Genomic DNA, 19,088 nt, shown 5'->3' on the forward strand with positions numbered 1-19,088 from the left:
CAAGGCGCCATGCCGGCGCCTTGCCTTGCAACGGATTGGAGAACCAACGATGAAGAACACAACGGGGGCCCTGGCCCTGAGCCTGCTGATGGCGGCCGCGCTGAGCGCCTGCGGTGGTGGTGGCGGCGGCGATGAGGCCAGCAGCGGCGGCACCGGCAATACCGGCGGCAGCGCCGGCGGCACCGGCGGCACGACCTTCCCCTACGCCCGCTACGACATCTACACGCTGTACGGCACCGCCACCGCGGCCGGCACCGGCGCGGTGACGGCCGTGTCGGCCACCAAGGGGGCGGTGGTCATCGGCTCGTTCGGCTTCCGCGACGCGCTGGCCGGCGGCGAAACCGGCATCACGCTGGGCAGCGACAGCGTTTCCTTGAGCAGCACCATCATGAAGGCGGGCGACCTGAGCTGGCTGGCGCCGGGCGCCGACGGGCAACTGATCCAGCAATGCTCGGTCGTGCGCTGGGACGCCAACGGCGCGAGCATCGCCGGCTACGCCAAGAGCATGCAGGTCATGGTGGCGGGCACGGCCACAGCGCTGGCCAGGATCACCGACATCCCCGCCGGCACGCGCCTCTATGTCGCCGAGGACTGCCGGTTCACCGGCTCCGCGACCGGCGCGACCGGCGACATCGCCGCCGTGACGCCCGCGGCCAACAACCACGTGGTCGTGAACGCCGACGGCTCGCTGACGGTGGCGCCGGTCGGCGCGGCGAGTTTTGCGGTGGCCGCCGCCGACGTCGGCGCCGCGCTCGCCGCCGGCGGCACGGGCCTCGACATGGCCCGCAACGCGGCCACCGGCGACACCGTGCCCAGCACCGCCGGCACCGGCCACTACGCGATGCACGCCTACAGCATCCCCCGCAAGGGCGGCACACCGCGCTACGCGATCGTCGTGCAGGCCACGCCGCCGGGCGGCACCACCGTGTCGGGGCGCGAGCAAGGCATCGTGCAGATGTGGGTGAGCCCGTGAGCGCGCGAAAGCCCATGCATCACCGTGTTTGCCAGCCCGTGCTGGCCGTTGCGCTGGCGCTGCCGCTGCTCGCCGCCTGCGGCAAGAAGGACGAGGCGGGCACGCCGGCCACGCCTGCGGCAGCCGCCACCAGCGCCGACCCGCAGCTGCCGCGCTTCAAGCAGACCGAGAAGTTCGGCTCCGTCAGCGCCGTCGTCCTGGACGGCACGGCGCCGCTGCCGGAGCGCTTCGCCAGCTACCAGCGCCAGGAGGCGACCGAGTGGACCAAGGGTGAATACCAACAGCAGCCCGACAGCGCCTTCCTCGCCTACCTGGCGCACTGGAAGACCCAGGCCGCCTCGGTGCCGAAACCGGATTGGGGTTTGATCGCGAAGATCGTCCACCCCGAGAGCGCCGACGAGGCCAACGAGTTCAAGAAGCAGGCGTGGGCCGACAAGACCCGCCAGGAACTGCCGGCCGACCCGGCTTCGCTGCAGATGGTGATGGCCTACCAGGCCGAGTACATCTTTCTGGCGGGGCCCGATGTCGCGACCGGCGAGTATTACCTGAGCGTGAAGCCCGGGGCGCGGCGCCTGGGCGTCAGCTACAGCGACGGCAAGCACCGCAGCAGCCTGAACTACGACCCCGCGTTCGACGCACTCTGCGCCAGTTGCCAGACGCTGCAGTTCACGGTCAAGGTGCCCGTGGAACGCGCGAGAGAGATCGAGGCGCTGCGTGAAAAGGGCAAGGACATGCTGCGAATCTACGGGCGCGTCACCGGCGTCTCCAATGCACCGATGCCCATCGTCAACCGCCAAGGCGCCAACGCCGACCTGGCGGTGTCCATCGAGGCGATCGAGATGGGCTCGCGCCAGGACGGCGGGTACAAGCGCTACTTCGTCATCGGCCCCGAGCAGCTCGCGCGCTGGCAGGCCAGCAACCGCTGAGGGCCCGCAGAACGCAACAGGCCGCATCACCGTGAAGGGATGCGGCCCGCTGGCATCTGGCGCGGGGGAGGCCCGGTGCGACCGCGCTCGTGCGCTTCGCCCGGGCCGTTGTGTTCTCTGCCCCGCGAAGCCATTGAACCGCGAAGCGCAGGCGTAAAAAAGCCCCCGGGCTGCGGGGGCTCGTCCGGCGGGCGTGACTCAGTTCACGCCGAGCTGCTTGTTGATCATCCACTGCTGCGCGATCGACAGGATGTTGTTCGTCAGCCAGTACAGCACCAGGCCGGCCGGGAAGACGAAGAACATGATGCCGAAGGCAATGGGCATGATCCACATCATCTTCTGCTGCATCGGGTCCGCCGCCGGCGGGTTGAGCCAGACCTGGAACAGGCTGGACAGCATCATCAGCAGCGGCAGGATGAAGTAGGGGTCGCGCACCGACAGGTCGGTGATCCACAGGATCCACGGCGCCTGGCGCATCTCGACGGTGGACAGCAGCACCCAGTACAGCGCCATGAAGATGGGCATCTGCGCAAAGATGGGCAGGCAGCCGCCGATGGGGTTGACCTTTTCCTCGCGGTAGATCTTCATCATCTGCTGCTGCATCTCCTGCGGCTTGTCCTTGTAGCGCTCCTTCAGCTCGTTGATGCGCGGCGCCAGCGCCTTCATCTTGGCCATGGACTTGTAGGCGCTGGCGTTCAGCCCGTACAGCGCGGCCTTCAGCAGCACGACCAGGGCGACGATGGTCCAGCCCCAGTTGCCGATGACGCCGTGGATCTTGTCCAGCAGCCAGAACAGCGGCTCGGCAATGATGGTGAAGATGCCGTAGTCCTTCACGCGCACCAGCCCCGGGGCGAGCTTGGCGAGCTTGTTCTCCTCCTGCGGGCCGGCGAACAGCAGGGCGGTCTGCGTCGTGCTGGCGCCGGGCGCCAGCGTGGGCAGCGTGAAGACCATGCCGGTGGCGTAGGTGTCGCCGCGCACGCCGGCCTGGCCGGGCAGCTTGCGCACGAAGAATTCGCGGTTGCCCGGCTCGTTGACCAGCCAGGCGCTGGCGAAGTAGTGCTGGACCATGGAGACCCAGCCGTCATCGGCCTGCTTCTCGATGTCGACCTTGCCCTTGTCGATGTCCTCGAACTTGAGCGTCTTGAACTTGGCCTTGTCGTTGTAGACGGCCGGGCCGGTGAAGCTGGGCGTGAACGCCGCGCCGCCGGTGACGGTGCTGCCGTCGCGCACCAGTTGCAGGTAGACCTGCGGCGTGACCGGCGCAGCGCCCGCGTTGATGACCTCGTGCGTCACGCCCACCGTGTAGGCGCCGCGCTTGAACGTGAAGGTCTTGACCAGCTTGACGCCGCCGACTTCGGCCGACTCCAGCCGCAGCTTGACCTCGTCCTGCCCGGCCTGGAGCTCGCGCTCGCCGGGCAGCACCGTCATCGGCGTGTTGTGCGTGGGCAGCGGGCCCTGGGCGCCGACCAGGCCGGTCTGCGCGCGGTACTGCTGGGCGGCGTTGAACAGCACGACGGGCTCGGGCGTGAACGGGGCCGGCTGCTTCAGGCGCACCATCTGCAGCAACTGGTCGGTGACCGACGGGTCGGGCGAGGTCAGGTACTTGGGCAGCTCGGCGCGGACGATGTCGCCGCCCAGCGTGTCGACGGTGACCGTCAGCACGTCGGTGCGGACGGTCACCTTCTCGGACGGGGCGGCTGCGGGCGCGATGGCCGGCGCCTGGCCCGCCGCCACGGTGGCCGCAGGCACGCCGCCGGAGGCGGCACCGTTCGGCGCCGTGGCCACCGCCTTGGGCGCCGAGGGGCTGAACATCGAGGAATGTCCGTTGTGCTTTTGCCAGCCGTCCCACAGCAGGACGAGGGACATGGTGAACACCACCCACAGCACGGTGCGGCGAATATCAGTCATGGGAAGACTCGGGCGAGGAAGACGGCGCGCCACGGCGCGCGGGGGAGGAAGGGACGAGGCGGGAGAACAGCCGCGGCGGATTGTCGGGCACCGGGTCGTGCCCGCCGTCGCACCAGGGCTGGCAGCGCAGCAGCCGGGCCGCCGTCAGGTAGCTGCCGGCCAGCGCGCCGTGCCGCGCCAGCGCGGCCAGCGAATAGCGCGAGCAGGTCGGCTCGAAGCGGCAGGCGTTGCCCAGCCAGGGGCTGAGCAGCAGCCGGTAGCCGCGCACGGCGGCCATCAGCACGCGGGCTGGCGGGCTCGGCGCGTTCATGCGGCGCCCCGGGGCGGCATCGCGCGGCCCAGCAGCTGCGCGAGCTCCGCCCGCACGGCCCGGCGCAGCGCGTCGGACGCGGCGCTGGGGAACTGCTGGCGGTCGAACGGCGCGCGCAATCGCACCACCCACAGGCCCGGCGGCATGCCCGGGCGCTCGGCGAAGGCGGCGCGGATCTGGCGCTTCAGCAGCTGGCGCGTCACGGAGCGCTTGGCGTGCCGCTTGGGCACGACCATACCCACCCAGCAGCCTTGCGGCGCGGCGGGCGGGTCATGGTCCACAACGCTGTGGGCAGGCTGTGCGTCGCCTGTTGATAACTGGGCCTGGGCGGTGCGCGACCTGGCGGCATGCCAGGCGCTGGGCGCCGGCTCGGCCGCGAGGTGGTGCAGCGCGAAATGCGCGCTGCGCGCCCGGCTCTGGCGGCCGAGCACGCGCTCGAAATCCACCGGGCGTTGCAGCTTGCCGATCATCGGGCGCCGGACAGGCTGGCGACGCGCTCGGGCGCCGTCGCTCGGATCGCGGCGTGGCTTAGACGGCCAGGCGCTTGCGGCCCTTGGCGCGGCGCGCGGCGATGACGGCGCGGCCGCCGCGCGTCTTCATGCGCACGAGGAAACCGTGGGTGCGGGCGCGGCGGGTCTTGGAGGCTTGGTAGGTACGCTTCATGGGGAACCTCTTTTGAGGGTGTTTGTGCGGAGCCGGCCACAGCGGTTGGCGCCCGGCAAAAAAGCGCACAGCGAACCAGCCGCTTGTGCGCGAAAACCCGGCATTACAGCAGATGCGGCCACCCCGGTCAATCAGTGGCCGGCCCCGGGGCGGGTTTGCCAGGGATGGGCGGCCGTCGGGTTTCTGTGGATAACCCGGCCTGCGGCGGGCCCGGACCCGTACAATCCGGCCGCTCGAAAAGAAGTTTTCCACAATGAGCGAAGAAGAACACGGGGTGGCTGGCGTGCAGGCATTGACGACGGGCGCAGACGGCCGGGACGCGGCGGATTGGGCCGCCGGCCTGTGGCAGCGCGGCTGCGAGCGCCTGGCCGCCGAACTGCCCGAGCAGCAGTTCAACACCTGGATCCGCCCGCTGCCGCCCGCCACGCTGGAGGGCGCGGACGCCCCGGGGGATGCCCCCCTCGTCGCGACGCTGAAGGTGCCCAACCATTTCAAGCGCGACTGGATCCGCCGCCAGTACGCGGCGCGCATCGAAACCATCCTGACCGAGCTGGCCGGCCGCCCCACGCGGCTGGAGCTGACGCTGGCCGCGCGCGACGCGGCCGCCGCCCCCGCCGGCCCGGCGGCCGCGCCCGCGCCCCAGCAGGCCGGCCTGCCGGCCGAGCCCAGCGCGGCGCTGCGGCCCGTCGTCGCGGCGCCGCCGGCCGCGCCGGTGCTGCTGCCGTCGCAGGCGCCGGCGTCGAGCAAGCACCGCATCAACCCGCAGCTGACCTTCGACACGCTGGTGCCCGGCCGCGCCAACCAGATGGCCCGCACCGCCGCGCTGCACGTGGCCGGCGCGCCGGGCGTCACCTACAACCCGCTGTTCATCTACGGCGGCGTCGGCCTGGGCAAGACGCATTTGATCCACGCCGTCGGCAACGCGCTGCTGAAGGACCGGCCGGACGCCCGCGTGCTCTACCTGCACGCCGAGCAGTTCATCTCCGACGTGGTGAAGAACTACCAGCGCAAGACCTTCGACGAGCTGAAGGCCAAGTACCACTCGCTGGACCTGCTGCTGATCGACGACGTGCAGTTCTTCGCCGGCAAGGACCGCACGCAGGAGGAGTTCTTCAACGCCTTCGAGGCGCTGCTGGCGAAGAAGGCGCACATCATCATGACGAGCGACACCTACCCCAAGGGGCTGGTGGACATCGACGAGCGCCTGACCTCGCGCTTCGACGCCGGGCTGACCGTGGCCATCGAGCCGCCCGAGCTGGAGATGCGCGTCGCCATCCTGATCAAGAAGGCCGAGGCCGAGGGCACGCCGATGCCCGAGGACGTGGCCTTCTTCGTCGCGAAGAACGTGCGCGCCAACGTCCGCGAGCTGGAGGGCGCGCTGCGCAAGGTGCTGGCCTATGCGAAGTTCTCGCACAAGGAGATCAGCATCGCGCTGGCGCGCGAGGCGCTGAAGGACCTGCTGTCCATCCAGAACCGCCAGATCGGCGTCGAGAACATCCAGAAGACGGTGGCGGACTTCTACAAGATCAAGGTCGCCGACATGTACTCGAAGAAGCGCCCGGCCAGCATCGCCCGGCCGCGCCAGATCGCGATGTACCTGGCCAAGGAGCTGACGCAGAAGAGCCTGCCCGAGATCGGCGAGCTGTTCGGCGGCCGCGACCACACGACGGTGCTGCACGCGGTGCGCAAGATCGGCGGCGAGCGGCAGAAGAACACCGAGCTGAACCAGCAGCTGCACGTGCTGGAGCAAACGCTGAAGGGCTGACCCCTCCGCCCAGGGCCCGGGCGCCCCGTGGGAACGGCCCGGACTCGGGTTGACCCGTAGCGCTCGGCCCGCCTCCGGCGGCCGGCCGCACGCCCATTCCGGGCGACAATCGCAGCTTCACGCGCGCGCGTGTTCCTGGGGCCCCGGCCCCGGCGCCCCTCCCCCCAAAGACCCCGCCAAAGAGGCCCTCATGATCGTTTTGAAAGCTCCCCAGGATCAGGTGCTCACCGCGCTGCAGGCGGTGTCGGGCATCGTCGAGCGGCGCCACACGCTGCCGATCCTGGCCAATGTGCTGATCCGCAAGACCGGCGACCAGGTGGAGCTGACGACGAGCGACCTCGAAATCCAGGTGCGCACCACGGTCGCCTTCGACGGCGACGCCGGCAACCTCGCCACCACCATCGGCGCGCGCAAGCTGATCGACATCCTGCGTGCGCTGCCCAGCGACCAGACCGTCAGCCTGGCCAGCAACCAGAACAAGATGACGCTGCAGGGCGGCAAGAGCCGCTTCACGCTGCAGACGCTGCCGGCCGACGATTTCCCGCTGGTGCAGGAGGCCGCCGACTTCGGCCCCGCGTTCAGCGTGCCGCAGAAGGCGCTGAAGGGCCTGATCAACCAGGTCCACTTCGCGATGGCGGTGCACGACATCCGCTACTACCTGAACGGCATCCTGTTCGTCGCCGAAGGGCGCAACCTGACGCTGGTCGCCACCGACGGCCACCGCCTCGCGCTGGCCCAGGCCGAGCTGGACGCCGACATCCCCAAGCAGGAAGTCATCCTGCCGCGCAAGACCGTGCTGGAACTGCAGCGCCTGCTGAAGGACGGCAAGGGCGACGACGAGAACGCGCCCATCGAGATGCGCTTCGCGGGCAACCAGGCCAAGTTCAGCTTCTCGGGCATGGAGTTCGTGACCAAGCTGGTCGAGGGCAAGTTCCCGGACTACAACCGCGTCATCCCGAAGAACCACAAGTTCCGCCTGACGCTGGGCCGCGCGCCGCTGCTGGCCAGCCTGCAGCGCGCCGCCATCCTGACCAGCGAGAAGTTCAAGGCCGTGCGCCTGACCTTCGAGCCGGGCCTGCTGAGCATCGCGTCCAGCAACGCCGAGCAGGAAGAGGCCAAGGAAGAGATCGAGATCGACTACGCGGGCGACCGCATCGAGACCGGCTTCAACGTGACCTATCTGATGGACGCGCTGGCCAACATGAGCCAGGACATGGTCTGCATCGACCTCAACGACAGCGCCAGCAGCGCGCTGCTGACCCTCCCCGACACGACCGGGTTCAAGTACGTCGTGATGCCGATGCGGATTCTGACGATCCTCATCGGCATTGCATGCCCTGAATGTTCCGCACCCCCCAGCCCCCCGCCAAGCGGGGGGCTCTGGTTTGAAGTTGTACCGGCCGCGTTGCGGCCTTGAAAGTCCCCGATGAGCGATAGCGCCACCCCCGAGAACAGCCCCGCACCGGCTCCGCAAGCGGCCTACGACGCCAGTTCCATCCAGATCCTCGAAGGCCTGGAGGCCGTGCGCAAGCGCCCCGGCATGTACATCGGCGACACCTCGGACGGCACCGGCCTGCACCACCTGGTCTTCGAGGTCGTGGACAACTCCATCGACGAGGCGCTGGCCGGCCACTGCGACGACATCGTCGTCACCATCCATACCGACAACTCCATCTCCGTCATCGACAACGGCCGCGGCATCCCCACCGGCGTCAAGATGGACGACAAGCACGAGCCCAAGCGCTCCGCCGCCGAGATCGCGCTGACCGAGCTGCACGCGGGCGGCAAGTTCAACCAGAACAGCTACAAGGTCTCGGGCGGCCTGCACGGCGTCGGCGTGAGCTGCGTGAACGGCCTGTCCAAATGGCTGCGCCTGACGGTGCGCCAGAACGGCAAGGCCCACTTCATCGAGTTCGCCAAGGGCATCCCGCAGAACGCCGAAAGCGTGATGGTGGACGGCTTCGAGACCCGCCCGCTCAAGGTCATCGGCGACACCGACAAGCGCGGCACCGAGGTCCACTTCCTGCCGGACACCGAGATCTTCCAGCAGAACAACGACTTCCACTACGACATCCTCGCCAAGCGGCTGCGCGAGCTCTCGTTCCTGAACAACGGCGTCAAGATCCGCCTCGTCGACGAGCGCAACAACAAGGAAGACAACTTCGCCTACGCGGGCGGCGTGAAGGGCTTCGTCGAGTTCATCAACAAGGGCAAGACGACGCTGCACCCGAACATCTTCCACGCCGTCGGCGACAAGATGAGCGACCAGGGCACCAACATCGGCGTCGAGGTGGCGATGCAGTGGAACGACGGCTTCAACGAGAACGTCCTCTGCTTCACCAACAACATCCCGCAGCGCGACGGCGGCACCCACCTGACCGGCCTGCGCGCCGCGATGACCCGCGTCATCAACAAATACATCGAGGACAACGAGCTCGCCAAGAAGGCCAAGGTCGAGGTCGCCGGCGACGACATGCGCGAAGGCCTGGCCTGCGTCGTCAGCGTCAAGGTGCCCGAGCCCAAGTTCAGCTCGCAGACCAAGGACAAGCTGGTCTCGTCGGAAGTGCGCGCGCCGGTGGAAGACATCGTCGGCCGCCTGCTGACCGACTACCTGCTGGAGAACCCGCTGGACGCCAAGACCATCTGCGGCAAGATCCTCGACGCCGCCCGCGCCCGCGAGGCCGCCCGCAAGGCCCGCGAGATGACGCGCCGCAAGGGCGTGCTCGACGGCCTGGGCCTGCCCGGCAAGCTGGCCGACTGCCAGGAGAAAGACCCGGCGCTGTGCGAGATCTACATCGTCGAGGGCGACTCCGCCGGCGGCTCCGCCAAGCAGGGCCGCGACCGGAAGTTCCAGGCCATCCTGCCGCTGCGCGGCAAGATCCTGAACGTCGAGAAGGCCCGCTACGAGAAGCTGCTGACCAGCAATGAAATCATCACGCTGATCACCGCTTTAGGCACCGGCATCGGCCGCGGCGCCGGCAGCGACGACTTCAACCCCGACAAGCTGCGCTACCACCGCATCATCATCATGACCGACGCGGACGTGGACGGCGCCCACATCCGCACGCTGCTGCTGACCTTCTTCTACCGCCAGATGCCCGAGCTCTGCGAGCGCGGCCACATCTACATCGCGCAGCCGCCGCTGTACAAGGTCAAGGTCGGCAAGCACGAGCAGTACCTGAAGGACGCGCCCGAGCTGGACGCCTTCCTGCTCAAGGTCGCGCTGCAGGACGCCTCGCTGGACACCGGCGCCGGCACCTCCCTGAGCGGCGACGCGCTGGACGCGCTGGCCCGCAAATACGTCACCGCGCAGAGCGTCATCGAGCGCCTGTCCAACTGGATGGACGGCGAGGCGCTGCACGTGCTGGCCAACGGCCTGGCGCTGAAGATCGACAGCCGCGAAGACGCCGAGGCCAGCGCGGCCGCGCTGAAGGCCGCGCTGCACGGCGCCGAGGTGACGGTGGAGACCGACCCGCGCACCGACAAGCTCTTCCTGAAGATCGCCCGCATGCACCACGGCAACGTGCGCGCCAGCGTCATCCACGCCGACTTCGTGCACGGTGCCGACTACGAAGTGCTGGCCGACGCGGGCCTGAGCTTCCAGGGCCTCATCAAGCCCGGCGCCGTCGTCCGCAAGGGCGAGGGCGAGAAGGCCAAGGAGAGCAAGGTCGACGACTTCCGCGCCGCGATGGCCTGGCTGATGCAGCAGGCCGAAAGCGCCGTCGGCCGCCAGCGCTACAAGGGCCTGGGCGAGATGAACCCCGAGCAGCTGTGGGAAACGACCATGGACCCCACGGTCCGCCGGCTGCTGCGCGTGCAGATCGAGGACGCCATCGAGGCCGACAAGGTGTTCACGATGCTGATGGGCGACGAGGTCGAGCCGCGGCGCGACTTCATCGAGACGAATGCGCTGAGGGCCGGGAACATCGACGTCTGACGCCTGTAGAGCGAGGCATAAGACGCGAAACGGTGAGGTATAAAGCGCGAAAGCTATCAAATAGTCAATATTGATAGACGTTTCTGACGGTGTGACCAAGAGGGGCGTGCATTGAGCTCCCTGCCATATATCTGGGAACAGAATGAATACCGAAAGGGACCACCTCGCTGAGCCGGAGGCAGCTGACATACCGGGAGTAGAGGAGCTCCCGCCTAGAGCCTCGGCCATGATCGAGGCGATGCGCGACATCGGCTACTCGCTGGAGTCGGCCGTTGCGGACATCATCGACAACAGCATCACTGCCCGCGCAAGCGCCGTCGATGTGCGCTTCGGTTGGCACGACGGCGGGGCATGGATTGGCATCATCGACGATGGTGAAGGCATGTCGCCTTCCGTCCTTCGGGAGGCCATGCGGCCGGGAACGCGGAATCCGCTCGAGTCGCGAAGCAAGGATGACCTCGGGCGCTTTGGTCTCGGCTTGAAGACTGCATCGTTCTCCCAGTGCCGCCGGCTCACCGTCCTCACCCGCCATAAGGGCATCGAATCAGCGGCGAGGTGGGACCTCGACTACGTTGCCGAGACCGACAAGTGGACCCTGCAGCGCCCGGCAGCCGCTGAACTGGCGCTGATGCCGTGCTTGCGCGAGTTGGGACCGCAAGGCACTCTGGTGATGTGGGAGAACATCGACCGGCTCGAGTTTGACGGTCGCGACGAGCGAGGCCATCAGCAGCTCAACGAGCAGATGGCCGTGGTCCGGGAGCACATCGCCCGTGTTTTCCATCGCTTCATCGGCGGAGAACGCGGCTACGCCAAGCTGGCGATGCGCCTGAACTTGGCCGAGGTCCCGGCGTTCGACCCGTTCAATGAACGGAGCTTGGCAACACAGGTGCTCCAGGAGGAGCGGGTGGTCACGAAGACCGGCGACGTGCGAATGCAGGCCTACGTGCTTCCGCATCACTCCAAGGTGACACAAGCCGAGTACCAGCGCCTCTCCGGCACAGAGGGCTACCTCCGGAACCAAGGCTTCTACGTCTACCGAAACCGCAGGCTGATCGTCTGGGGAACCTGGTTCCGGCTGGCGCCGCAGGAGGAGCTGACGAAGCTCGCGCGGATCAAGGTCGACATACCAAACACCCAGGATCACCTCTGGGCAATCGACGTCCGGAAGTCACGGGCACGGCCTCCAGCCGCAGTCCGTGCGCGGATGAAGCAGATTGTCGAGCGCATCCGTTCATCGGCCAAGCGGCCGTACACGCACCGGGGCACGCCGGTGTCGTCCGGGCCGACTGCCGCCGTTTGGCAGAGGCGCGCGTTCAACGACGCTGTCAGGTATGAGGTCAACCCCGAGCACCCCCTCGTCGCCGACCTTCGTGCGAACCTGGACAACGATACCCGGACTCGGCTCGACGCTGTGCTGCGCATGGTGGGCGAAGCCTTCCCCGCGGCGATCTTCTTCAGCGACTACGCGACGAACCCGCGTGTACTTGAGCCCACTACCTGCGATGTGGGCGCTCTGGTGACCCTTGCGCGCCTCATTGCTGCAGCAAACCCAGGCGTGGACCAGAAAGGGTTGACGGAGCTCCTCCGCGACATCGAGCCGTTTGCCGCCTGGCCCAAGGAACTCGACAAGGTGGCGCGCGACGCGCTGCAGGGCAGAACATGAAGGGAGAACAACGATGACCTTGAATGACCTTGAGAACAACGCCATAGGCGTCTTGGCCACCATGCCGGAGCGCACACCCGAGTCCGTCCGGATGGTGCTGACGACGCTGCTGGTGCTGAGCCCGGACCTCAAGGCGCAGACATCCGCAGAGCAGCTCGAACTCTGTGCGCAGCGCATCGAGACCAAGTTATTCGTGCGTGTGCACGATGCGTCTTCAATCAAGTTCGACGGTGAATTCAAGCCCTGGCTGCCGCAGCGCCGGGCGGAGGTCGAAGGTCATTTCTACTACCCTCGCTACCGCCGATGGCTGAGCCAGAAGGGGTTTGTCTCGACAGTTCTGGGTGTCCTGGACAAGGACACCGACAAGATCGTGGGCTTGCTGGGTGACCCTCTTTTGGCCAAGCCCTGGTCACGACGGGGCCTGGTCGTCGGGCATGTCCAGTCCGGCAAGACCGCGAACTACTCTGGCGTCATCAGCAAGGCCGCCGACTACGGCTACAAGTTCATCGTCATCCTCGCCGGCATGCAGGAAGACCTGCGGGCGCAGACGCAAGAGCGCATCGAAGAGGGCTTCATCGGCAGCAACTCCGACAAGGAGGCGAAGGACCCCATCGTTGGTGTCGGTCGACTCGGGCTAGACCGGAGGCCGTCGACGCTAACCAGCCGGGCGGATGACTTCAAGGTCATGCACGCGAGGCTGACCATGCCGATCCAGTCGTTGAAGGAGCCGCTGATCCTCGTGATGAAGAAGAACGCCAAGGTACTGGGCAACCTGGTCGAATGGCTGAAGACGAAGAACAAGGACCCGTCAGGCCGCATTTCCGGCACCCCGATGCTGCTTATCGACGACGAAGCTGACAACGCATCGGTCAACACCTCGGCGAACGCCGACAGCCCCACCAGCATCAACGGGCGCATACGCGAGCTCTTGTCGCTGTTCGACAAAAACGTCTATCTGGGCTACACGGCGACCCCGTTCGCCAACATCTTCATTGACCCGGAGTCGACTGACGCGATGGCGCGCGAAGACCTGTTTCCTCGCGACTTCATCGTGTCGCTGGACGCTCCAACCAACTATGTCAGCGCGGCGCGCCTGTTCGGCGCTGACGGTGACCTCGGTGGCTCTCTCATTGCGGTCGAGGATCACGAGGCCAGCCTGCCGGAGAAGCACAAGATCAGCTGGAAGGTCCCAGCTCTTCCTCCTTCGCTGAAAGAGGCGGTCGCCACCTTCCTGCTAGCCAGAGCTGTCCGTTGCTGTCGTGGAAACGGCACCAACCATTCGTCGATGCTCATCAACGTCTCGCGCTTCAATGACGTCCAGACGCAAGTCACGGGCTTGGTGAAGAGCGAACTGGTAAGGTATCTCGAGGCATGCCAGGGACATGCCGCCCTGCCCGAGGCGCAGGCACTGCGTGACCCGGCGCTTGCCGAACTGCGCCGCGTGTGGGACGACCAGTTCGCGGGAAGCGTGAAGGAGACTTGGTCGGATGTGCAGGCGCGACTCCGCGAGGCCGTTGGACCGGTGGACGTGCGGAAGATCAACGGCAAGTCACCTGACACACTGGACTACAAGCGCAACGAGGAGACTGGCCTTCACGTCATTGCTGTTGGGGGGTTTGTGCTGTCGCGGGGGTTCACGCTGGAGGGGCTCACCGTGAGCTACTTCCTCCGCAGCTCGATGATGTACGACACGCTGCTGCAGATGGGGCGATGGTTCGGGTACCGGGACGGATACGCGGATGTCTGCCGCGTCTACATGACCGACGATGCCATTGGCTGGTACTCTCATATCTCCGATGCCATCGACGAGTTGCGCGACGAATTCAAGCGCATGGAGCGCGCCAACCGAACGCCGCTGCAGTTCGGCCTGCGGGTGCGCTCCGATCCCGAGTCGCTCATCATCACTGCCCGCAACAAGATGCGGACGGGTAAGCCCGTCCGGCACAGCATCTCGCTCGGCGGCACGCTAATCGAAACAACTTCTCTTCGGAAGGATGCGCTCGAACAGAACCGCAAACTGGCGGAGGAGTTCGTTGCCTCGCTGGACCGGCAGCACGGCTCCACGCTGGTGGCCTCGGACGCGGGATGGCTGTGGTCTGGTGTGAGCGCCGCTGAAGTGCGCGACTTTGTCGGCCGCTTCCGCAACTATGACGACCTCTGCATCAAGACTCAGGCGGGACCTGTGAATGCCTACATCCAGGCACGCGAGGTCGATGAGATGCCAGAGTGGGATGTCTGCCTCTTCAGCCCCGCCAAGGCCGACGCCGGACCCTTCACGCTCGGGGGCAGAGCCGTGCAGTTGCAGGAGCGAAGCTCAAGCTGGGACACGGCCGATGACGGTATCGGGTACTTCCGTATCAATGGCAAGTCCTCACGCGTCGCGTCGCGCGGGCAAGAGCGGGTAGGGCTTACCGACGAAGAGGTGAAGACTGCCCGTGACGACTTCTTTGAAATCTCTGGCAACGAAGGCAAGAGCATCTCAGACAAGGCCTATCGGCTGGCGCGGACGCGGCCCTTGCTGATGCTTCATCTGCTTCTCTTGCGTGAGAGCAGTCCACCGCAGGACCAGCAGGCCCGGGAAGAGCGGGGTGCGCTGGCCTGGGGCATTAGCTTTAAGGCAACGGGTCGCCCAGAGCAGCAGGTCGAATACGTGGTCAATACGACTTGGTGGAAGAACAACTTCCAGGAGGACCTGGAGGAGGCGGCGGAAGAGTCGGAGCAGGCCGATGCGTGACAACCCCTGGAAGGGACTGCCTCCTGGCACGCCCGGGACCCTGTCGGTGCTTCGGGTTCCTGGCTTGGCACGGATTGAAGCGTTCTGGGGGCGGAAGCCAGACGGTAGGCTGGCACTGCTCATAGCGCTTCACCGGGTCGAAGATGTCCCGTTGGAACTGCCAACTGTGAAGGGCGTCGAGCTCCTGGTCGTTGCTGCGGACAGTCGGCTTCAGCTGGTGCTCGAGCCCGCCGGCGACTGGGAGATGTTCCACGCCCTGTGCCTGGACTTGCTGTCTGTGGCCGACGAGGGCAAGGATGAGGCAACAGGATTGCAGCTTCTCGTTGCAAGGCTGTTGCGTTGGCAGAAGTTCCTCAGCAAGGGCACCGGGAAGCTGCTCGACGAGCGTCAGGTCCGGGGCCTCATCGGCGAACTGCTGTTCCTTCGGGACTACTTGGTGTCGACGGTTGGCACTGCGGCCGTTGAGTGCTGGCAGGGTCCAATGGGTCTCCCGCAGGACTTCGTGTTCAACGGGCGATTGGTCGAGGTGAAGACGTTCGCCGCCGGCTCGGACCCTTCGGTCCGAATCACATCGGCCGAGCAACTGACGTCCAGCGAAGTGCCCCTGTTCCTGCATCTTGTCTGCCTTGTCCGTCAGGATGATGGCCTTGCCCTGCCTGACTTGGTAGATGAACTGCGGCGACTCCTTGCCCCGAGCCACGCAGCGACAGAGACCTTCGAGGACCGGCTGTTGACCATGGGCTACGTCGACCTGCCGGAATACCGCGCGATGTCGTATGCCGTGACTTCGACTGGCGACTACGAGGTCCGTGATGGGTTTCCCCGGTTGACCACCGAGCAGGTTCCCACTGGCGTCAAGGACGTTGCCTATTCGATCTGCCTCGCAGATATGCGATCTTTTGCCGTCCCAGCCGATGCAGTCTCAGGCGCGTGCGGAGCTCAGACATGACGGATGACGAGTTCCACGCCGAGCTCATGCAGATGGTGGCAGCGCGCGGGGCGGCCACGGCCGATTTCTCGGTCGCTGCGTTCACGGAGCTTGTCGCCGAGGCCCTGGTCGATTCTGGTGCGGTCCAGGAGTTCGTGCCGCTGCCATTCAAGAGCCCCAACGGCAGCATCCGCATCGAGGGCTACGGATTCGCAGACGAGGGGCTGACCCTTGACTTGCTTGTCGCCGAGTTCGATGGTGGGAACGAGGTCCAGACGCTGACCAGGACGGCCATGGAGCCGTGCTTCCGCCGGGTCGAAAAGTTCTTGCTCCAGGCATCGAAGCCGGCATTCCGCGACACCATCGACGTCAGCCACCCGGCCTGGGGGTTTGCACGCCAACTTGCCGATCAGCTGCCGGGCATCAGACGGGTGCGCTTCCATCTGCTCACAGACGAGGCGTTGTCGGGTGCGGTCAAGAAGATTCCTTCCCAGCAGGTTGACGGTCGCGAGCTGACATATCGCGTATGGGACCTCAGGGTCATCCAACGCCTCATGGCATCGGCCGAACCGGAGGAAATCGAAATCGACCTAGTGGAGATGTTCGGCGAGTCGCTACCGTGCCTGGCCGCCAATTCGGGAGGCGATGGCAGTGCCTCCTACCTGACGGTCATCCCGGGTGCTTGGCTTGCGGCGATCTACGACCGGTGGTCCGGTCGGCTGCTCGAGCAGAACGTGCGGACGTTCCTGCAAGCCAAGGGCAAGGTGAACAAGGGCATCCGCAAGACCATTCTCGACGAACCCGACCTGTTCTTCGCCTACAACAACGGCATATCGGCAACCGCCAGCGAAGCTGAGTTTGTCGAGCGGGATGGCGCCATTCGGCTGGAGAAGCTGCGGCACCTGCAGATCGTCAATGGCGGCCAGACCACCGCGTCGATCTTCAACGTGCTGAAGAAGGACAAAGGCGTCAACCTGGACCGCATCCGTGTCCAGATGAAGCTGTCGGTCATCAAGCCGGAGCTGGTCGACGAGATGGTGCCCCGCATCTCCCAGTACGCCAACAGCCAGAACAAGGTCAGCGACGCCGACTTCTTCTCCAACCACCCGTTCCACGTCCGCATCGAAGGCATTTCCCGCAGGCTCTGGGCTCCGGCACCAGAGGGCGTGCTGACGCAGACGCACTGGTTCTATGAGCGGGCAAGAGGGCAGTATGCGAATGCCAGCGCGTGGTTGACGACGGCGAAGAAGCGTGAGTTCGACCTCCAGAACCCACGCGGGCAGGTCATGGCCAAGACTGACTTGGCCAAGGTGGTCATGACGTTCCGCGGTCAGCCACACATCGTCTGCTTCGGCTCACAGAAGAACTTCATGCAGTTCGCCGAGTTCGTCGGTGAGTCCTGGAAGGACGAGGGCATCGACTTCAACGACGCCTGGTTCCGGCATGCGGTGGCCGGCACGATCATCTTTCGCGCTCTCGAACGTAGCGTGCAGAAGGCAGACTGGTACTCGCAGGGCTACAGAGCGCAGATCGTCACCTATGCCATCGCCCTGATGCAGCACCATCTCGGCAAGGCGGGGCAGGCACTGGACTTCGAGCGTACTTGGCAGCGCCAGGCACCGTCCAACGAGCTGCTGGCCGCGCTGCTCGCGGTCGGAGCTCAGGTGAACCAGCGGATCGTCGAGACCGCAGCGAAGTCCGGCATCGCGAACGTCACCGAATGGTGCAAGCGCGAGCGCTGCTGGGAGGACCTAAAGGCGTACATAGACACCAGCGTGTTCAATGAGCTGGACGCAGACCTCGTGTCATCGGAGACCGCGACCTCGGGCCGTCGCAGTGCCAGGAAGGAGCAGAAGGTCACCAACGAGGTCGAGGCGCAGACGCTCGTGGTGAACCGCGGGACGCCCTACTGGCAACAGCTGTTGCGATGGGCGGAGGCGGGCACGGTGATGACACCGTCGGAGCTGGACGTGCTGCGTGTCGCTGCGCGAATGCCGAGGATGATCCCAACCGGACCCCAGTCCGTGAAGCTGCTTCAGGTAGTGACCAAGGCCGTCGACGAGGGCTGGGCGGCCTCTAACTCACACCACCATGGTTGATGTCGTTTCCCCTGCGGACCGCAGCCGGATGATGGCTGGCATCCAGGGCAAGAACACCAAACCCGAGTTGATCGTCCGCCGGATGCTCTTCGCCGCGGGTTACCGCTTCCGGCTGCATCGGCGTGACCTACCAGGTGCGCCTGACATCGTCATGCCTGGCCGCAAGGTCGCAATCTTTGTCCACGGATGCTTCTGGCACATGCACCAAGGGTGCCGATTCTCAAAGATGCCAGCCACGCGACCCGAGTTCTGGAAAGCCAAGCTCGAAGCTAATGTCGAGCGCGACCGCCGGGCGGTCGAGAAGCTTCAGGCGCTAGGCTGGCGAGTGTTGTGCGTATGGGAATGCTCAACGTGCCAAGCTGACACTGCAGCAGGCCTGCAAGCAGCCCTGAGCGCCTGGATCGAGGGCGGCGGTATGCGTCCGGCAAAGGCATCTTGAACCAGCAGTCGCCTACGACAAGGATGCTGTCCACATCACTGAGGTGGACGCATGACAAGCGAGAAGAAAACGCGGCGGCGATACAGCGCGACGAAGCGGGCGCTGGTGCTGGCCGAATGCGCAGAGCCAGGCGCATCGGTGGCCCAGGTAGCGCTGGCTCATGGCATCAATGCCAACGTCGTTCATCGCTGGAGGCAGCTCTCTCGCAGCGGCTCGCACGAGGGGCTCGCGGTGACGAGCGAGTTCGTTGCACTGCCGCTTCCCGGCCTGGCTGCACCTGCTGCGGCACCGGTGGACCTTCGCGTCGAGCTCAAACGGGGCGCGGTCACCATCACCGTCACATGGCCTCTGAGCGCTGTAGCGGAGCTCGCTGCCTGGACTCGCGAGCTGCTGCGGTGATTCGCGTTGACGCCGTGTGGCTGGCGGTCGAGCCGCTGGACATGCGAGCTGGAACCGAGACTGCGCTCACCCGCGTGGTCAACGTCTTCGGCGCCGCCAGGCCGCACCACGCCTACCTCTTCGCCAACCGCCGTGCCAACCGCATGAAGGTCCTCGTGCACGACGGCATCGGCGTGTGGCTCGCTGCTCGCAGGCTCAACAGCGGCAAGTTCGTTTGGCCCCGGGATGTCGGCGGGACGCTGACGCTCACGACGGAGCAGCTCAATGCGCTCGTCCTCGGCCTGCCGTGGCAGCGCGTCGGCGACGCCGGCGTCATCACCCTGCTGTAGACAGCAATTGCGGCA

The 19,088-nt window shown here is 66.2% G+C and carries 15 protein-coding genes and 1 pseudogene; 12 read left to right on the forward strand and 4 right to left on the reverse strand.

The window, feature by feature from the left end:
• Positions 1-49: 49 nt before the first annotated feature.
• Positions 50-973, forward strand: coding sequence for a hypothetical protein (locus QM788_RS05095; RefSeq protein ID WP_415660402.1), 924 nt, complete (start codon positions 50-52; stop codon positions 971-973).
• Positions 974-1,011: 38 nt separating this feature from the next.
• Positions 1,012-1,899, forward strand: a complete 888-nt coding sequence (locus QM788_RS05100; protein ID WP_415660403.1) for a hypothetical protein — start codon at positions 1,012-1,014, stop codon at positions 1,897-1,899.
• A gap of 198 nt (positions 1,900-2,097) precedes the next feature.
• Here QM788_RS05100 and yidC read toward each other — a convergent pair whose 3' ends face one another.
• Genes yidC through rpmH form a run of 4 tightly spaced genes read right to left on the reverse strand, consistent with a single transcriptional unit; the run spans position 2,098 to position 4,780 of the window.
• Complete coding sequence (gene yidC / locus QM788_RS05105; RefSeq protein ID WP_415660404.1) at positions 2,098-3,807, reverse strand: membrane protein insertase YidC; 1,710 nt, start codon at positions 3,805-3,807, stop codon at positions 2,098-2,100.
• Positions 3,800-4,117: a membrane protein insertion efficiency factor YidD gene (yidD, locus tag QM788_RS05110; RefSeq protein WP_415660405.1), complete on the reverse strand. Its 318-nt coding sequence runs from the start codon at positions 4,115-4,117 to the stop codon at positions 3,800-3,802. Before yidD ends, yidC begins: the two co-directional genes overlap by 8 nt.
• A complete protein-coding gene (locus tag QM788_RS05115; RefSeq protein WP_415660406.1) occupies positions 4,114-4,587 on the reverse strand; it encodes a ribonuclease P protein component in 474 nt (157 codons plus the stop codon). Before QM788_RS05115 ends, yidD begins: the two co-directional genes overlap by 4 nt.
• 58 nt (positions 4,588-4,645) lie before the next feature.
• Complete coding sequence (gene rpmH, locus QM788_RS05120) at positions 4,646-4,780, reverse strand: 50S ribosomal protein L34 (protein ID WP_054021782.1); 135 nt, start codon at positions 4,778-4,780, stop codon at positions 4,646-4,648.
• A gap of 253 nt (positions 4,781-5,033) precedes the next feature.
• Here rpmH and dnaA point away from each other — a divergent pair, with 253 nt between their 5' ends.
• The 10 genes and pseudogenes from dnaA (at position 5,034) to tnpB (ending at position 19,073) form a co-directional block, all read left to right on the forward strand.
• Complete coding sequence (gene dnaA, locus QM788_RS05125; protein WP_415660407.1) at positions 5,034-6,545, forward strand: chromosomal replication initiator protein DnaA; 1,512 nt, start codon at positions 5,034-5,036, stop codon at positions 6,543-6,545.
• Positions 6,546-6,735: 190 nt separating this feature from the next.
• A pseudogene (gene dnaN, locus QM788_RS05130) lies at positions 6,736-7,854 on the forward strand (DNA polymerase III subunit beta); the annotation flags it as partial.
• A gap of 117 nt (positions 7,855-7,971) precedes the next feature.
• Positions 7,972-10,482: a DNA topoisomerase (ATP-hydrolyzing) subunit B gene (gene gyrB / locus QM788_RS05135; protein ID WP_415660408.1), complete on the forward strand. Its 2,511-nt coding sequence runs from the start codon at positions 7,972-7,974 to the stop codon at positions 10,480-10,482.
• A 226-nt stretch (positions 10,483-10,708) separates the two neighbouring features.
• Entirely contained in the window at positions 10,709-12,145 is a 1,437-nt protein-coding gene (locus tag QM788_RS05140) for an ATP-binding protein (RefSeq protein ID WP_415660409.1), read from the forward strand.
• A 13-nt stretch (positions 12,146-12,158) separates the two neighbouring features.
• Positions 12,159-14,879 carry a Z1 domain-containing protein gene (locus QM788_RS05145; protein WP_415660410.1) on the forward strand — a complete coding sequence of 907 codons (2,721 nt, stop codon included), beginning with the start codon at positions 12,159-12,161 and terminating at the stop codon, positions 14,877-14,879.
• A complete protein-coding gene (locus QM788_RS05150) occupies positions 14,872-15,828 on the forward strand; it encodes a PD-(D/E)XK motif protein (RefSeq protein ID WP_415660411.1) in 957 nt (318 codons plus the stop codon). Before QM788_RS05145 ends, QM788_RS05150 begins: the two co-directional genes overlap by 8 nt.
• Positions 15,825-17,906 carry an AIPR family protein gene (locus QM788_RS05155; RefSeq protein ID WP_415660412.1) on the forward strand — a complete coding sequence of 694 codons (2,082 nt, stop codon included), beginning with the start codon at positions 15,825-15,827 and terminating at the stop codon, positions 17,904-17,906. Before QM788_RS05150 ends, QM788_RS05155 begins: the two co-directional genes overlap by 4 nt.
• Complete coding sequence (locus tag QM788_RS05160) at positions 17,899-18,345, forward strand: very short patch repair endonuclease (protein WP_415660413.1); 447 nt, start codon at positions 17,899-17,901, stop codon at positions 18,343-18,345. The genes QM788_RS05155 and QM788_RS05160 overlap by 8 nt, the downstream gene beginning before the upstream one ends.
• 51 nt (positions 18,346-18,396) lie before the next feature.
• On the forward strand, positions 18,397-18,744 hold the full coding sequence (locus QM788_RS05165; protein ID WP_415660125.1) for a transposase: 348 nt from the start codon (positions 18,397-18,399) through the stop codon (positions 18,742-18,744).
• The gene (gene tnpB, locus QM788_RS05170) at positions 18,687-19,073 is read left to right on the forward strand and encodes an IS66 family insertion sequence element accessory protein TnpB (RefSeq protein WP_415660126.1); all 387 of its coding nucleotides are present in this window, start codon (positions 18,687-18,689) and stop codon (positions 19,071-19,073) included. The genes QM788_RS05165 and tnpB overlap by 58 nt, the downstream gene beginning before the upstream one ends.
• The last annotated feature ends 15 nt before the right edge of the window (positions 19,074-19,088 follow it).

The organism is Roseateles sp. (genome assembly GCF_047654785.1).
Taxonomy (GTDB): Bacteria; Pseudomonadota; Gammaproteobacteria; order Burkholderiales; family Burkholderiaceae_C; genus Pelomonas.

Coding starts and splice junctions, on each gene's coding strand:
- QM788_RS05145 (WP_415660410.1), top strand. CDS start 12,159: ATGACCTTGAATGACCTTGAGAACAACGCCATAGGCGTCTTGGCCACC.
- yidD (WP_415660405.1), bottom strand. CDS start 4,117: ATGAACGCGCCGAGCCCGCCAGCCCGCGTGCTGATGGCCGCCGTGCGC.
- rpmH (WP_054021782.1), bottom strand. CDS start 4,780: ATGAAGCGTACCTACCAAGCCTCCAAGACCCGCCGCGCCCGCACCCAC.
- tnpB (WP_415660126.1), top strand. CDS start 18,687: ATGGCCTCTGAGCGCTGTAGCGGAGCTCGCTGCCTGGACTCGCGAGCT.
- QM788_RS05165 (WP_415660125.1), top strand. CDS start 18,397: ATGACAAGCGAGAAGAAAACGCGGCGGCGATACAGCGCGACGAAGCGG.
- QM788_RS05095 (WP_415660402.1), top strand. CDS start 50: ATGAAGAACACAACGGGGGCCCTGGCCCTGAGCCTGCTGATGGCGGCC.
- QM788_RS05155 (WP_415660412.1), top strand. CDS start 15,825: ATGACGGATGACGAGTTCCACGCCGAGCTCATGCAGATGGTGGCAGCG.
- QM788_RS05140 (WP_415660409.1), top strand. CDS start 10,709: ATGATCGAGGCGATGCGCGACATCGGCTACTCGCTGGAGTCGGCCGTT.
- gyrB (WP_415660408.1), top strand. CDS start 7,972: ATGAGCGATAGCGCCACCCCCGAGAACAGCCCCGCACCGGCTCCGCAA.
- QM788_RS05150 (WP_415660411.1), top strand. CDS start 14,872: ATGCGTGACAACCCCTGGAAGGGACTGCCTCCTGGCACGCCCGGGACC.
- yidC (WP_415660404.1), bottom strand. CDS start 3,807: ATGACTGATATTCGCCGCACCGTGCTGTGGGTGGTGTTCACCATGTCC.
- QM788_RS05160 (WP_415660413.1), top strand. CDS start 17,899: ATGGTTGATGTCGTTTCCCCTGCGGACCGCAGCCGGATGATGGCTGGC.
- dnaA (WP_415660407.1), top strand. CDS start 5,034: ATGAGCGAAGAAGAACACGGGGTGGCTGGCGTGCAGGCATTGACGACG.
- QM788_RS05115 (WP_415660406.1), bottom strand. CDS start 4,587: ATGATCGGCAAGCTGCAACGCCCGGTGGATTTCGAGCGCGTGCTCGGC.